The organism is Kribbella sp. CA-253562 (genome assembly GCF_050942265.1).
GTDB lineage: Bacteria > Actinomycetota > Actinomycetes > Propionibacteriales > Kribbellaceae > Kribbella.
This window is the reverse complement of record NZ_CP192049.1, coordinates 5,292,350-5,304,389: the sequence shown is the minus strand read 5'-3', so window position 1 is coordinate 5,304,389 and position 12,040 is coordinate 5,292,350. Positions and strand designations below refer to the sequence as shown.

Below are 12,040 nucleotides of genomic sequence, written 5' to 3'. Positions count from 1 at the left end.
TTTAGGAGGGAATCGCTCATGGCTGCAAGCCGCCCTGAGGTGCTGGTGCTGGACGTCAACGAGACGCTGTCCGATCTGACACCGATGCGGCAACGGTTCGAGGCCGCCGGATTGCCGGGGCATGGTTTCGATACCTGGTTCGCGGCAGTCCTCCGAGATGGCTTCGCGCTGGCTGCCGTCGATGCGACGGCCGAGTTCGGTGCGATTGGTGCCGAGATCTTGGCTGGTCAACTGGTCGCTGCGAGGATCGAGCCCAGTGCGGACGCAATCCGGGACGTGCTTTCGGGCTTCACCCAACTGGCCCTCCATCCGGATGTCGTCCCTGGGCTGCGGCGCTTTCACGAGTTGGGTATACGAATTGTGACGTTGACCAACGGTTCGGCGGCAATGTCGCAACAGATGTTCACCGATGCCGGACTGCTGCCGTTACTGGAGCACCGGCTCGACGTGACAGTGCCGGGACGCTGGAAGCCGCATCGAGCTGCCTATGAATACGCGGCTGATGTCTGCAAGGTGCCGATGGAGCGGATGGCACTGGCGGCGGTGCATCCCTGGGACATCGACGGCGCGAAGCGCGCCGGCCTCCAAGGTTGGTACGTGGACCGGCGGCGGACGCCGTACCCGGCCATGTTCACATCCCCTGATCTCACGGCCACCGACTTCGAGCAGTTGGCAGAGCGTCTCGCGCCGAGCGCTGCCTGAAGCTCTCGGCGGGACCCCGAACAGACTCGGAGTCTCCTACGCTCTCGACCAGCTGAACGGGCTGAACCGGAAGCTTGCCTACAGCAACATCCGAGATCACGAATTCCGTTGTCCGGCGCACGGACCCCTGAGGAAACGTCATTGGGCGGCCGTGATGAAAACGGCAGTCGTCCGTCCTCGGGATCCACCACAATCCGACCGAGCGTGAGGCCCTTGGAAGCAACGCCCGGTCGGCTCAGCTCATCGGCGGATGCTCGGATCGTAGACCTAGCTGACCGGTGGGAGGTTCGGGCCGGTGGTGCCGAGTTGTTCGGCCGCCACCACTTCGGGGACCGGCCAGCGGATCCCGGGCGGTGGCCAGTGCATCCCGGTCGCGGCCAGGAAGTCTGCCGGCGGCTCGTACACCGGTGGCTGCTGCCCGTCGGCGATCAAGCTCGCCCACTCGACGCCCGCCGTACGCTCCTTGAACTCTTGTTGGAGCGCACCAAGGAGGTCTGGCTGCTGAACCAGGTCGATCGCCGTAGCGGCAAGGTAGCGGGCCGCGGACAGCATGCCCTGATGCCCGATGGAGCTGCCGGCCGTCGCCGTGACCGTCCAGTTGTGGTTCGGCAGCCCGGCCGGGAACGTCGTCACCAGCGCCGTCATCACCGGCGTGCGCCAGCTGACGTCGGCCGTGTCGGTCGAGATCCCACCGCCGAATGCCGCCGGCGGCGGAGTGAGCGGGATGAGGCCGATCGGCAGTCCGGTCCGGCCTCCCGACCGACCGCTGCAACGCCTTCGCCAGCTCCTGGTCGGCCGCGCTGAACACCGGTGCGCCTAGCTGCTGCATGTTGTCGTTGAGCAGTTCGGCGCCGGCTTTGTTGCCGAGCGTGTTCCAGGTGGCGGAGTGGAATTTATGCACGAGTTTGGTCTGGCTGGCCTGAGCGGCCGCGTTTGCGCACTCGACGATCTTGTCGTAGAGCACTTTGACCCGGGCCGGGCTGCCCTCGCGGATGAAGTACCAGATCGAGCACATGTCCGGGGTGACGTTGGGGGCGCCGCCCCCGTTGATCACTGCGTAGTGGAACCGGCCCGAGGCGGCGACGTTCTTTTCCCGCAGGTACTCGGTCATCGTTGCCATCAGCAACGCCGCGTCCAAGCCGCTTTTGTTGCCCAGCGGATTGGCGCCGTGCCCGGCCGCGCCGAGGAAGGTGAACGTGGCCGAGCTGAGCGCGCTGGTGGTGTTCCAGAAGGCCAGTGAGTTGTTGAACGGGTGCCAGTCCAGGAACGCGTCCAGCCCCGTCGTACACGCCGGCCTTGACCAGGTACGGCTTGCCGACCAGTTGCTCCTCGCCGGTGGTGCCAAAGACCATCACAGTCGCTTTCAGTCCGTGCGCCCGGATCGCCTGGCTGAGTGCGATCGCCGCCGCGGTCGACCCTGCGCCGAGCAGGTTGTGCGCGTCCCCGTGCCCCGGGCCGTACGTCGGCCCATAGGCGTCGTAGTTGTAGACCAGTGGATCGTGGCTGCTCGCGCCGCGCTGCTGCGACAACCCCGGCAGTGCGTCGTACTCGGCGTTGAAGCCCAACACCGGACCTCCCGACCCGTACGTCGCGACGAACGCCGCGGGCAGCCCGCCGGCACCCCACTGGATCGTGAACCCGTACTTGCGCAGCAGCGCCGCGACCGCGAGCGAGGACTTCCACTCGCGCAGCGACAGCTCGGCGTACTGCCAGATCGCGTCGGCCAGCCGCACGACCTCGGCCCTGTTCGCCTCGAGCCAGGCCAGCGCAGTGCTCTTCGCGTCACTGGTCAGCGCCAGTCCGCTCGGAGCCCGGTAAAGCGCGGGATCGATGCCTTTGCTCTCGTCATACCCCAGTGACGCACCGAGCACTGGATCAGCTGCGGCCATCGCCAACGGCCCCGCCGCCGCGGTCAGGCCGAACGCTTGCAGGAGACGCCGCCGACCGACGTCGTAATTGTTCGTCACGTCCAAAACCCTTCAGGTAGTGGGATCGGTGACGCGTGTCACTTGATCGGGAAGTCGAAGTAGGTGGTCGGGTAAGGCTCGACCTGGAGCTTGTAGTGCCACCATTCACACGCGTACGCTTCGAAACCGGCGTCCTCCATGACCGAACGAAGGATCTGGCGGTTGCGTTTCTCGGTCTGCGTGATGTCGCTTGCGCCATGATGCGAAACGGTGTCCATCAGGTCGTGGTCCCCGCCCATCGGAACGAGTTCGCCGGTCTCCAGGTGGTAGAGCGTCAGGTCGACAGCACTGCCCCGGCTGTGACCGGACCTGGTTGCCACGTATCCCTGCTCGAAGAGTTCGGGTCGCTGAATCCTTGGATAGTGCCTCGACTTCTTCCGGCCGTCTTCTGGCTGCGCCGACCAGCGCAGGAAGCAGTTCACGGCGCGCTTCGGGCGATAGCCGTCCCACAGGAGTAGGCCGAACCCGAGTGCGGCGGCGGCTTTCCGCGCACTGTCCAGCGCATCGCACAGAGCTCTGGTTCCCACGATGCGATTCGCCAGGTAGCCGTCCACCGGCTTGCCGGTGAAGTTGTCCCAGGTGGCGTACTTGGCATCCCACCGGATGCCCGGAACCAGTTGGTCGACGAAGACGAAGTCGGATTGCATCGATTCGTCCAGCAGGATGCCGCTCGTCATGATCAATGCTGCTTTCTGTTTCGGTTTCAGACAGTTGCCGGCTTTGCCGGCGTCAGTGGGACGCCGTTCGGATCAGGTGGGCCGCGCGCTCCGCGATCGCGTAGACCGTCGCGTTGGTGTTGGCCGACGGCAACGACGGCATCACCGATCCGTCAGCCACCCGGAGTCCCTCGATGCCGTGCACCCGCAGGTCGAGATCGACCACCGCGAGGTCGTCGGTGCCGAGTTTGCAGGTGCCGACCGGGTGGCAGTACGAGATCATCGTCGTCCGGAGATAGGTCGTGAGTTCCGCGTCGTCGTCCAGATCCGGACCGGGCGCGAGCTCGGCGTCACGCCAGCTGTCCAGTGCCTTGGCTCGGCCGATGTCGCGGGCCAGACGGAGGCCGGTGACCATGGTTCGGATGTCGTAGTCGTCCTCGAAGTAGTTCGGGTCCAAGTTCGGCGACGTTCCCGCCTCTGGGCCTGCAAGGCGCACGGTGCCGCGGCTGCGCGGAAGCATCACCGATGGTCGAATGGTGAAGCCGTTGGCAGGGGCACCTTGGTAACCACCGTGTTCGGCGACCTGCGCCACGTCGACGAACAGGAGCTGAAGGTCCGGGGCGTCCAGCGCGGAATCGGTCCGGATCAAACCGAACGCGTCGGCATGGTTGGAATTTCCTTGCGGCACCGTCCGGTGGGCGCTGTACGCGACCGCCGCGGTCGGGTGGTCATGGAAGTTGCCGCCGACACCGGGCAGGTCCAAGGCAACGTCGACGCCGACGTCCCGCAGATGCTGCTTCGGTCCGACGCCGGACAGCATCAGCAGTTGGGCCGAGCCGATAGCACCGGCGGCCAGCACAACCTCGCCCGCGCAACGGACGGGCGCCGGCTGTGCGTAGGCGACGGAGTACTCAGCTCCGACGCATCGGCCACGTTCGATCAGAAGCCTGTGCACGAGAGCGCCGGTGATGATCGTGAGGTTGGGCCGCTCGCGGACAGCCGGTGTCAGGTAGGCGTCCGCCGCGCTTTGACGTCGACCGTCGACGACATTTTGATCGGCCGCGCCGAAGCCCTCATCCAAGCCCCCGCTCACGTCGCTCGCGCGGGGGTGGCCGATCTCTGCGGCGGCTTCGAGGCATGCGGCGATCACCGGGTTCACGGGCGTGGCGGGGGCGACGGTGAGCGGCCCGGTGGTTCCGCGCACCTGGGGATCGCGGCCCGGAGCGGTTTCGCTGCGCTGGAAGTACGGCAGTAGATCATCGAAGCCCCAACCCTTCGCTCCCGCCTCGACCCATGCGTCGTAGCTAGTTCGGTGGCCGCGGGCGAACGTCATGGCGTTGATGGCCGAAGAGCCCCCGAGTCCGCGGCCACGGGGGAGCGGCACGGGTCCACCCGTGCCGGGTTGCGGGACGGTGACCTCTCCCCAGGACATCGAGCTGGTCAGCAGGGCGGGCCAGGCGGGTGGGATCGCGACCTCTGGCAGGGGTTCGGCGGCGCCGGCTTCGAGCAGGAGGACGCGAGCAGCCGGGTCCTCCGAAAGTCGGGAGGCCAGTACGCAGCCTGCTGTGCCGGCGCCGACGACAACGTAGTCGTAGTCACTCACGTCAAGACTCCTTCATGTTTCCAGCGATAACAGTTCAGTTATAGCATTGGTATCATGCGTTTGATTCTCGACTTCGGTTAGTGTCGATAACATGCCAATCAGTACTGCCCGGGCGGCCGCCCGGAACCGCATCGTTCTGGCTGCTACCGACTTGCTGAGCGACGGGGGGCGGGATGCGGTGACAACCCGCTCGGTCAGCGCTGCTGCAGGCGTGCAGCCCCCGACGATCTACCGGATCTTCGGAGACATGGACGGCTTGCTCGACGCGGTGGCGCGGCAGGCCTTCGAGGATTACCTGCGCGACAAGCACGATCTCGGTGAAACCGACGATCCGGTCGACGACCTGCGTCGTTCGTGGGACCTGCATGTCGAGTTCGGGCTGTCGAAGCCTGCGTTCTACATCTTGATGTACGGCGGATCCGCCGATGGCAAGGTGTCGCCGCTGCGGTCTCAGGCTGTGGCCCGGCTGCGCGCCATGATCGCGCGGGTGGCTGCGGTGGGCCGGTTGCGGATGAGCGTCGAACGCGCCACCGCGCTGATGTACGCCAACGGCATCGGGGTCGTACTCACTCAGATCTACCAGTCTCCGGCCGATCGTGACCCTGACCTTCCTGCCGTGGCCCGCGACAGCATCATTCGCACTATCACCACGGAGACGGCGCAGGTCTCGCCATCGGCGGTCGTGTCCGCGCAGGCGGCGGCGCTTCGGGTTGCACTCGGCGGGGACTCGGCGACCGGTGTCCATCCGTTGAGCAGGGCGGAGATGGCTCTCCTTGACGACTGGTTACGCCGTCTGGCTGACTCCGCCGGATAGCAGGTCCCTTCCAACCCGACGGCGAGCAGGTTGCTGGCAGCAACTGACTGTCAGCTGGTCCCGAGGCGAGGCGCGGTCGATTCCTGCGGTCATGTCACAACCGCCCGGCGGACTGCTGCTGGAATCGAACCCCGTACGACGATAGCCGCGCCAACTCACTGCGATGGAGGAACTCATGCGAAGGCTGGTCGGTGGGCTCGTGATGGTGCTGGGACTCGCGCTGGTGCCGGCGTCGGCGTCGGCGATCATCGGTGGGCGGACGGCGGTGCAGCACTCGTGGATCGTCGACCTTGGTCACAGTGGCAACGGGCACGGATGTGGCGGTGGACTGATCGCTCCGCGGTGGATTGTCACCGCAGGGCACTGCCTCTCCATGGTGCAGAAGGGGAGTCCAGTTCGAATCGGATCGAACGACCGGATCCGAGGTGGCGCGATGGGCGTCGTCGATTCGACGTACCAGCCGGCGACGGGCGACATCGGCCTGATCAAGTTGGTGAAGCCGGTCCACCAGCGACCACTGCGGGTAGGGCCGATGCCGACCAGCGGACCGATCCGGCTTCTCGGTTGGGGGATGGATGCGCAAGAGCAACCTGCATCGCCACGGTTGCTCAAGCAGTTGGACACCACGGTGCTCGGTCAGTGCGGCGGTGCCGACGAGATCTGCGTGAAGGTCTCTGTCGAAGGGACCACGTGCAACGGGGATTCGGGGACGCCGGCAACAGTCGGCAACCTGGTCGTCGCGGTCACGAGTCGTGGGCCGATCGGCGACTGTGGCGCGGAGGGCTGGACTGTCTACACCGGTATCGCACCGCACATGGATTGGATCAAGCAGACGATGGGATGACATCTCGGCCGCGCGGGTGGTTGACCGCAGCGTCAGCCACCGTGGGAGCGGATGACCTCCAAGGTCTTCCGAACGGCGACAGGCCGTAATGGAACTTCGGTCTCCATCAAATTTGATCCAGATCAAAATTCCGGTCATGATGAGTCGGTGGGCCGATGGTGCCCTCTTCCTCGATGAAAGGTTTGACCGTGCGCGCCTGGACGCTGGATGACTTCGGCTTCGACAACTTGAACCTGCGGGAGGTGCCCATGCCGGAGCCCGCGGCAGGAGAGGTACTCGTCAAGGTCTCGGCGGTATCGCTGAACTACCGGGACAAGGCCCTGGTGGACGGCGTCTATGCCCCGGAGAAGATGCCGAAGGGTCTTGTTCCCGGCGCGGATTTCGCCGGTGTCGTGGTAGGGACCGGCTCAGGCGTGACGAAGTACTCCGTGGGCGACCGGGTGACTTCGCACTTCTACTCGACCTGGCAGGACGGTCCGTGGCTTCCGGAGTACGCCGACCATCAGATCGGTGGACCGTTGCACGGCGGACTGGCCGAGTACCAGGTCATCGGCGAACATGCCGTTGTCCCGACGCCGGCTGCATTGACCGACGAGGAGGCGGCGACACTCCCGATCGCGGCGCTGACGCCGTGGGCCGCGTTGCGCGAGCACGGTGATATCGGTGCCGGTGACACGGTCCTCGTGCAGGGCACCGGTGGCGTCTCGATCTTCGCCATCCAGATCGCCGCGGCGCTGAGGGCCCGGGTGATCGCGACATCGAGCAGCGACGTCAAGCTGGCTCGTGCGCGCGAGCTGGGTGCGACCGACACCATCAACTACCGGACGACTCCCGACTGGGCCGGCGCGGCGCTCGAGCTGACCGGCGGTCGTGGCGTCGACCTGGTGCTGGACGTCGTCGGTGGTGACGGACTGCGAGACTCGATTCGCGCTGCCCGTGGCAGCGGCATGGTCGCGGTGATCGGTTTCCTGGACGGGCAAAGTGCGAACCTGGATCTGATGAACCTCCTCTGGCAGCAGACTCACCTCCAGGGCGTAGCGGTAGGGCATCGGCGCGCGTTCCTCGATCTGGTGGGGTTCCTCGACGAGCACGCGATTCGGCCGGTGATCGATACGGTGTACGACTTCGACGACGCGCTCAAGGCCTACGATCAGCTCGCCCGCGGCGCGTTCGGGAAGATCGTCATCCGCGTCGGCTGAACCGCCGTGGGCGAAGGGGGTTCGGCGAAGACGTAGGATCACGGGGCGCGGAAGGAGACCCGGCATGGCACGGCTGAAAGACGTCACGGACGAACCCGATGTCGACGCCTTCGACTTTCCCCGGGTGCTGGCCGCGGTGGCCGACCCGATCCGGCTCAGTATCGTGCTTCAGCTCGCCGCTGCCGACGACGACCTCAGCTGCGGCGCGATCGAGGTTCCGGTCAAGGCACCCACCGCGACCCATCACTTCACCGCGCTGCGGCAAGCCGGCGTCCTGCACCAGTACTACGTCGGGACGTCGCGGATGAACAGGCTCCGTACCGACGACATGGAGCGAGCCTTTCCCGGCTTCCTGACCGCGCTGATCGTCGGCGCCACGAGGAAGCCGATTTCCTGATCGACCTTGCCCAGGCCTCACCGGCGGTGGCCGGCAGCAGCCGGCCATATCCGTGGGTCCATGCCGAATAGTCAGATCGGCAATGCGATCGACGACCGACGGCCGCCTCATATTGCGGTTCATGCACCGGACAATGGACGATCGGCTATGACAGATCCGCACCCCCGCTCGATCGATGCCCCCGATGTGGCCGAGGAGCCCTGGTCTCAGCTTCGCGACGGCGTGGTCGCCGGTGACGTGGCCGAGGATCTGTTCGATGTCGTCGACTCGATCGCGCGCCTCATCGGCGGGCCGGTGGTGGTCGAGGACGTCGACTTCCGGGTGCTCGCCTACTCGGCGATCGAGGGCCAGCCCAACGACGAGCCGCGGCGATCCGCGATCCTCAACCGCCGGACGCCCGATCGCTGGCTGCGCTGGATGGAGGAGTCAGGCGTTCGTCACCAGCTCCTCCACGGGGATGGCGTCATCCGCTTGGACATCCCGTGGAGCTCGCCGTTCCCGCGCTACATCCAACCCATCCGGACCGCCGGGCAGCTGGTGGGATACCTCTGGTTCATGAGCGGGTCCGGTGAGTTCGCGGACGACTTCGAGCGCACGGCGCGCGAGTTCGCGGTTCTTCTGGCGCCGGAGCTGGCGCGGCGCAGCTGGGCTCTGAACGAGAACCCAGGCGGTCAATTGCTCCGGCGGTTTCTGGGCGGCGGTCTGCCGGCCCGGCGGCTCGGCGAGGTACTCAAGGTCGACCACGAGACGGTCGGTACGGCGGTCGTGGTGTTCGAGGTCGAGGCGGATGCTCCTGACGCGGTCGCTGTCGGCGCACGGGCGGTACGGGAACTGGCACGCTTCGTACAGATGAAGCTGCACGCGGGTCTCGTGGGCTCGGTCGACCAGCAGATCTATCTCCTGTATGCCACTGACAGCCTGAACGACCGCGGACTGGCGGGTCTCGTCGAACAAACCGCCAAGCATCTCGAGCGTGTGCTGAGACTGGACATTCGTGCCGCGGCCGGCTCCGTCCGGCGCGGACTAACGACTGCCGCTATGTCGCGCGCTGAAGCCGACGTGACAATCCGGTTTCTGGCTGCCCGGTCAGGCGGGCGCCGACTCGGCTGCTTCAGCTCGATGCGCCACCAGATTCTGGTCCATGAAGTCGTGAGCGGTTTGCGGACCCGCCCGATGCTCACGCGCGGCCTGCTGGACAAGTTGAGTGATCACGACCGACTGCACGGGACCGATTACGTGCAGACGCTCAGTGTCTATCTTGGTTCGTTCGGTGACGTCCGCGCGGCCGCGGATGCCCTGCACATCCACGCGAACTCGTTGCGTTACCGCGTGAAGCGACTGACCGAGATCGCCGAGCTGGATCTCGAGAACCCGGACATCCGCCTCGCCCTGCAACTGGCGCTCGCGGCCCGCTAGCCCCGTTGGCGCCTTCGTGCGATCGGCAAAATCGCACGCTCTGATCTTTCCTGTCAGGACACAGACGCCACGTCGGCCCGTTCGCAGACTGTACGAAACCTGTGGTCGTGACACAGCTGCGGACAAGGAGCCACCATGAGAACATCCACCTGGCCGAGCGTTCCCCTCCCCGGCGATTCCGCCGGATCATGACGCGGAGGCCATCATGCACACCAGCGCTGCAGGTGCTTCGTTCGTCCAGATCGACGAGCGTCCGCTCAACCGGAGGCAAAAGGGTCTCATCACAGCGGCGGTCCTGGGCACCATGCTCGAGTTCTTCGATTTCTTCATCGTCGCGTTCGTCCTGACGGTCATCTCCAAACCCTGGAACCTGACCTTCGGGCAGAGCGCGTTCATGCTGCTCACCGCAGGAGTCGGTGCCATCCTGGGCTCCTTCGCCTTCGGCGCCCTCGCAGACCGGTACGGACGCAGGCGCATCTTCGTGACGACGATCTTGGTTTTCTCCATCGCGACCGGTGCACTCGCCTTGGTTCCGGAGGGAGGCTGGCTGCCGTTCGGGCTTCTGAGGTTCGTGGTCGGCTTCGGTGTCGGGGGTCTGATCGTCGTGGACGTGCCGTTGGTGCAGGAGTTCGTACCGGCCCGCCGAAGGGGTTTCCTCGGCGCGCTTGTTGTCGTGTTCGTGCCGATGGGGACCCTGCTCGGCAGCGCCGGAGCGGCGCTGCTCGGTCCGGTTGTCGGCTGGCGGGGACTCGTCCTTCTCGGTCTGCTGCCGGCACTGGTCAGCATCTACGTGCGGATGACTGTGCCTGAGTCCCCGACCTGGCTCATCCGCCAAGGGCGGCCGGAGGAGGCACGGCGCTCGGTTGCCTGGATCCTCGGGATCAAGCCGGAAGAGGTGATCCTGCCGCGCAGCGTCGAAGGCACGCGGAGCCGATGGCGGGACATGTTTCGCTACCGCCGCAGCGTCGGCTTCACCTGGCTGAACAGCCTCGCCGTGCAGGTCCCCTACTACGGCGCGAGCCTGTGGGGCCCGACGCTCATCGTCATGCAACTCGGCGTGACGCCCGCTCGTGCGGCCTTCCTCTATGTCTTCGTGAGCCTCAGCGGTTTCGTCGGCCGTGTGCTCGGCGCGCGGGCGAGTGACCGGTTCGGGCGCAGACCCACAGGTTTCGTCGCGATGGCGGGCGCGTCGGCAGCCATGATCCTGATCGCTGTGTTGCCTGGGAGTGCAGCGATCGGCGGAGTGGCGCTGTTCTACCCGATCCTGCTGATCGGCTGGGGCTTCATGGATGCCTCGTTTGCCGTCGGACTGCCGTTCTGGTCCGAGATGTTCCCTGCTCAGATCCGGGCGAGCGGCGTCGGTGCGGCGTACGGGTTCGGAGGGCTGGGCAAGATCGCCGGTCCGGCGGCTCTGGCGTTCATCTCCGGCATGGGTACAGTCCTCACCCCGGCTGCCACTGCAGCGGCGATCAGCCCTGCGTTCTGCTTCTTCGCGGTCTTCACCCTGATCGCCGCCGGAACGTACATCTGGCCCGCGCTGGAGACCAAGGGCAAAAGCCTCGACGAGATCGAAGAGTTGCACGCTCGTCAGCTGCGCGGAGGGCATTTGGCCAATCGCAACAAGACGAGGCCGGTCGCTGTGCCGGGCCGACAGTGACACAGGCAACTTGTACGCCGGAATATTCAACTGTCGAACGAAGTGTCGACGACGAACCTGCAGTCGAAAGGAATGGATATGGAGACCAAGGACGTGTCCCGTGAGGACATGCTCAAGCGCGTCGCCAGGTTCACCGACCTGACCCGTTCCGTCGGTGGCTTTCCGGACAGTGACATCCCCGGGTGTGAGCGCACTCTTCTGAACGTCATCGGCTTCGACCCGCCGGACGAGGTCCCCGGCCAGGAAGTCATGTCGCCCGTGGGAAAGAACGCCGCGGAGAACTCGGCGATCCCGATCTCCGAAGGCTTCAACCTCGGATACGTCGAGGCACTGCCCGGTCACGGTGTCATGAGCCATCACCACGACACCAACGAGACGTTCGTGGTGATGACCGGCACCTGGCGGTTCACCTGGAACGACGCCGACGACGAGTACGTCGATCTCGTTGCCCTTGACACCATCACGTTTCCGGTCGGCCTGTCTCGCCGGTTCACCTGCCTGGCCAGCGAGAACGGGACGCTCGACGAGCCGGCGTTGCTGATGGTGGTCGTGGCGGGAGACAAGCCCAGGGCATTCATGCGGCCGGACTTCCTCGCCGAGGCTCGCCGGACGGGGAAGTTCACGCCCCGGACCTACTCCGTCACAGCCGTCTGACCGACTCAGCGCCGGCCGGGTGGCGTTGCCCGGCCGGCGCTGTCGTGCCGCTCGACGACGACCTTGAACGAGGCTCATGGTGTCAGTGATCGATTCGAGAACTTCCAGCATCATCGCGAGTGACGCGGTGA

Annotated in this window: 12 protein-coding genes and 1 pseudogene; 9 read left to right on the top strand and 4 right to left on the bottom strand. The window is 65.9% G+C overall.

What is annotated here, in order from left to right:
- Nucleotides 1-18: 18 nt before the first annotated feature.
- Nucleotides 19-702 (top strand): haloacid dehalogenase type II, encoded by a 684-nt coding sequence (locus ACQPXM_RS25055; RefSeq protein WP_432937426.1) that lies wholly within the window; start codon nt 19-21, stop codon nt 700-702.
- Nucleotides 703-969: 267 nt separating this feature from the next.
- Here the strand turns inward: ACQPXM_RS25055 and ACQPXM_RS25050 are convergent, their stop codons facing one another.
- Both ACQPXM_RS25050 and ACQPXM_RS25045 read right to left on the bottom strand, forming a co-directional pair.
- Nucleotides 970-1,347, bottom strand: coding sequence for a hypothetical protein (locus ACQPXM_RS25050; RefSeq protein ID WP_432951197.1), 378 nt, complete (start codon nt 1,345-1,347; stop codon nt 970-972).
- A gap of 337 nt (nt 1,348-1,684) precedes the next feature.
- Nucleotides 1,685-2,047: pseudogene (locus ACQPXM_RS25045) on the bottom strand (peptidase dimerization domain-containing protein); the annotation flags it as partial.
- A gap of 209 nt (nt 2,048-2,256) precedes the next feature.
- On the opposite strand from ACQPXM_RS25045, the gene ACQPXM_RS25040 reads away from it, so the two are divergent.
- Complete coding sequence (locus tag ACQPXM_RS25040) at nt 2,257-2,520, top strand: hypothetical protein (protein ID WP_432937424.1); 264 nt, start codon at nt 2,257-2,259, stop codon at nt 2,518-2,520.
- Between the two features lie 187 nt (nt 2,521-2,707).
- Here ACQPXM_RS25040 and vanX read toward each other — a convergent pair whose 3' ends face one another.
- Both vanX and ACQPXM_RS25030 read right to left on the bottom strand, forming a co-directional pair.
- Nucleotides 2,708-3,316 carry a D-Ala-D-Ala dipeptidase VanX gene (vanX, locus tag ACQPXM_RS25035; protein WP_432951076.1) on the bottom strand — a complete coding sequence of 203 codons (609 nt, stop codon included), beginning with the start codon at nt 3,314-3,316 and terminating at the stop codon, nt 2,708-2,710.
- A gap of 82 nt (nt 3,317-3,398) precedes the next feature.
- Nucleotides 3,399-4,928, bottom strand: coding sequence for a GMC family oxidoreductase (locus ACQPXM_RS25030; RefSeq protein ID WP_432937422.1), 1,530 nt, complete (start codon nt 4,926-4,928; stop codon nt 3,399-3,401).
- 91 nt (nt 4,929-5,019) lie between these two features.
- On the opposite strand from ACQPXM_RS25030, the gene ACQPXM_RS25025 reads away from it, so the two are divergent.
- The 7 genes from ACQPXM_RS25025 to ACQPXM_RS24995 all read left to right on the top strand — a co-directional run bounded on the left by ACQPXM_RS25025 (nt 5,020) and on the right by ACQPXM_RS24995 (nt 11,909).
- On the top strand, nt 5,020-5,742 hold the full coding sequence (locus ACQPXM_RS25025) for a TetR/AcrR family transcriptional regulator (RefSeq protein WP_432937420.1): 723 nt from the start codon (nt 5,020-5,022) through the stop codon (nt 5,740-5,742).
- Nucleotides 5,743-5,917: 175 nt separating this feature from the next.
- Entirely contained in the window at nt 5,918-6,586 is a 669-nt protein-coding gene (locus tag ACQPXM_RS25020; protein WP_432937418.1) for a S1 family peptidase, read from the top strand.
- Nucleotides 6,587-6,774: 188 nt separating this feature from the next.
- Nucleotides 6,775-7,785 carry a zinc-dependent alcohol dehydrogenase family protein gene (locus tag ACQPXM_RS25015; protein WP_432937415.1) on the top strand — a complete coding sequence of 337 codons (1,011 nt, stop codon included), beginning with the start codon at nt 6,775-6,777 and terminating at the stop codon, nt 7,783-7,785.
- A gap of 64 nt (nt 7,786-7,849) precedes the next feature.
- Nucleotides 7,850-8,182 (top strand): ArsR/SmtB family transcription factor, encoded by a 333-nt coding sequence (locus ACQPXM_RS25010; protein WP_432937412.1) that lies wholly within the window; start codon nt 7,850-7,852, stop codon nt 8,180-8,182.
- Nucleotides 8,183-8,329: 147 nt separating this feature from the next.
- Complete coding sequence (locus tag ACQPXM_RS25005; RefSeq protein WP_432937410.1) at nt 8,330-9,598, top strand: PucR family transcriptional regulator; 1,269 nt, start codon at nt 8,330-8,332, stop codon at nt 9,596-9,598.
- 205 nt (nt 9,599-9,803) lie between these two features.
- Nucleotides 9,804-11,255 carry an MFS transporter gene (locus ACQPXM_RS25000; protein ID WP_432937407.1) on the top strand — a complete coding sequence of 484 codons (1,452 nt, stop codon included), beginning with the start codon at nt 9,804-9,806 and terminating at the stop codon, nt 11,253-11,255.
- Nucleotides 11,256-11,333: 78 nt separating this feature from the next.
- Complete coding sequence (locus ACQPXM_RS24995) at nt 11,334-11,909, top strand: hypothetical protein (protein ID WP_432937404.1); 576 nt, start codon at nt 11,334-11,336, stop codon at nt 11,907-11,909.
- The last annotated feature ends 131 nt before the right edge of the window (nt 11,910-12,040 follow it).

What these genes read in the sequence shown, in the direction of transcription:
- ACQPXM_RS25055 (WP_432937426.1), top strand. Translation starts at nt 19, where the DNA reads ATGGCTGCAAGCCGCCCTGAGGTGCTGGTGCTGGACGTCAACGAGACG.
- ACQPXM_RS25050 (WP_432951197.1), bottom strand. Translation starts at nt 1,347, where the DNA reads ATGACGGCGCTGGTGACGACGTTCCCGGCCGGGCTGCCGAACCACAAC.
- vanX (WP_432951076.1), bottom strand. Translation starts at nt 3,316, where the DNA reads ATGCAATCCGACTTCGTCTTCGTCGACCAACTGGTTCCGGGCATCCGG.
- ACQPXM_RS25025 (WP_432937420.1), top strand. Translation starts at nt 5,020, where the DNA reads ATGCCAATCAGTACTGCCCGGGCGGCCGCCCGGAACCGCATCGTTCTG.
- ACQPXM_RS25020 (WP_432937418.1), top strand. Translation starts at nt 5,918, where the DNA reads ATGCGAAGGCTGGTCGGTGGGCTCGTGATGGTGCTGGGACTCGCGCTG.
- ACQPXM_RS25010 (WP_432937412.1), top strand. Translation starts at nt 7,850, where the DNA reads ATGGCACGGCTGAAAGACGTCACGGACGAACCCGATGTCGACGCCTTC.
- ACQPXM_RS25005 (WP_432937410.1), top strand. Translation starts at nt 8,330, where the DNA reads ATGACAGATCCGCACCCCCGCTCGATCGATGCCCCCGATGTGGCCGAG.
- ACQPXM_RS25000 (WP_432937407.1), top strand. Translation starts at nt 9,804, where the DNA reads ATGCACACCAGCGCTGCAGGTGCTTCGTTCGTCCAGATCGACGAGCGT.
- ACQPXM_RS24995 (WP_432937404.1), top strand. Translation starts at nt 11,334, where the DNA reads ATGGAGACCAAGGACGTGTCCCGTGAGGACATGCTCAAGCGCGTCGCC.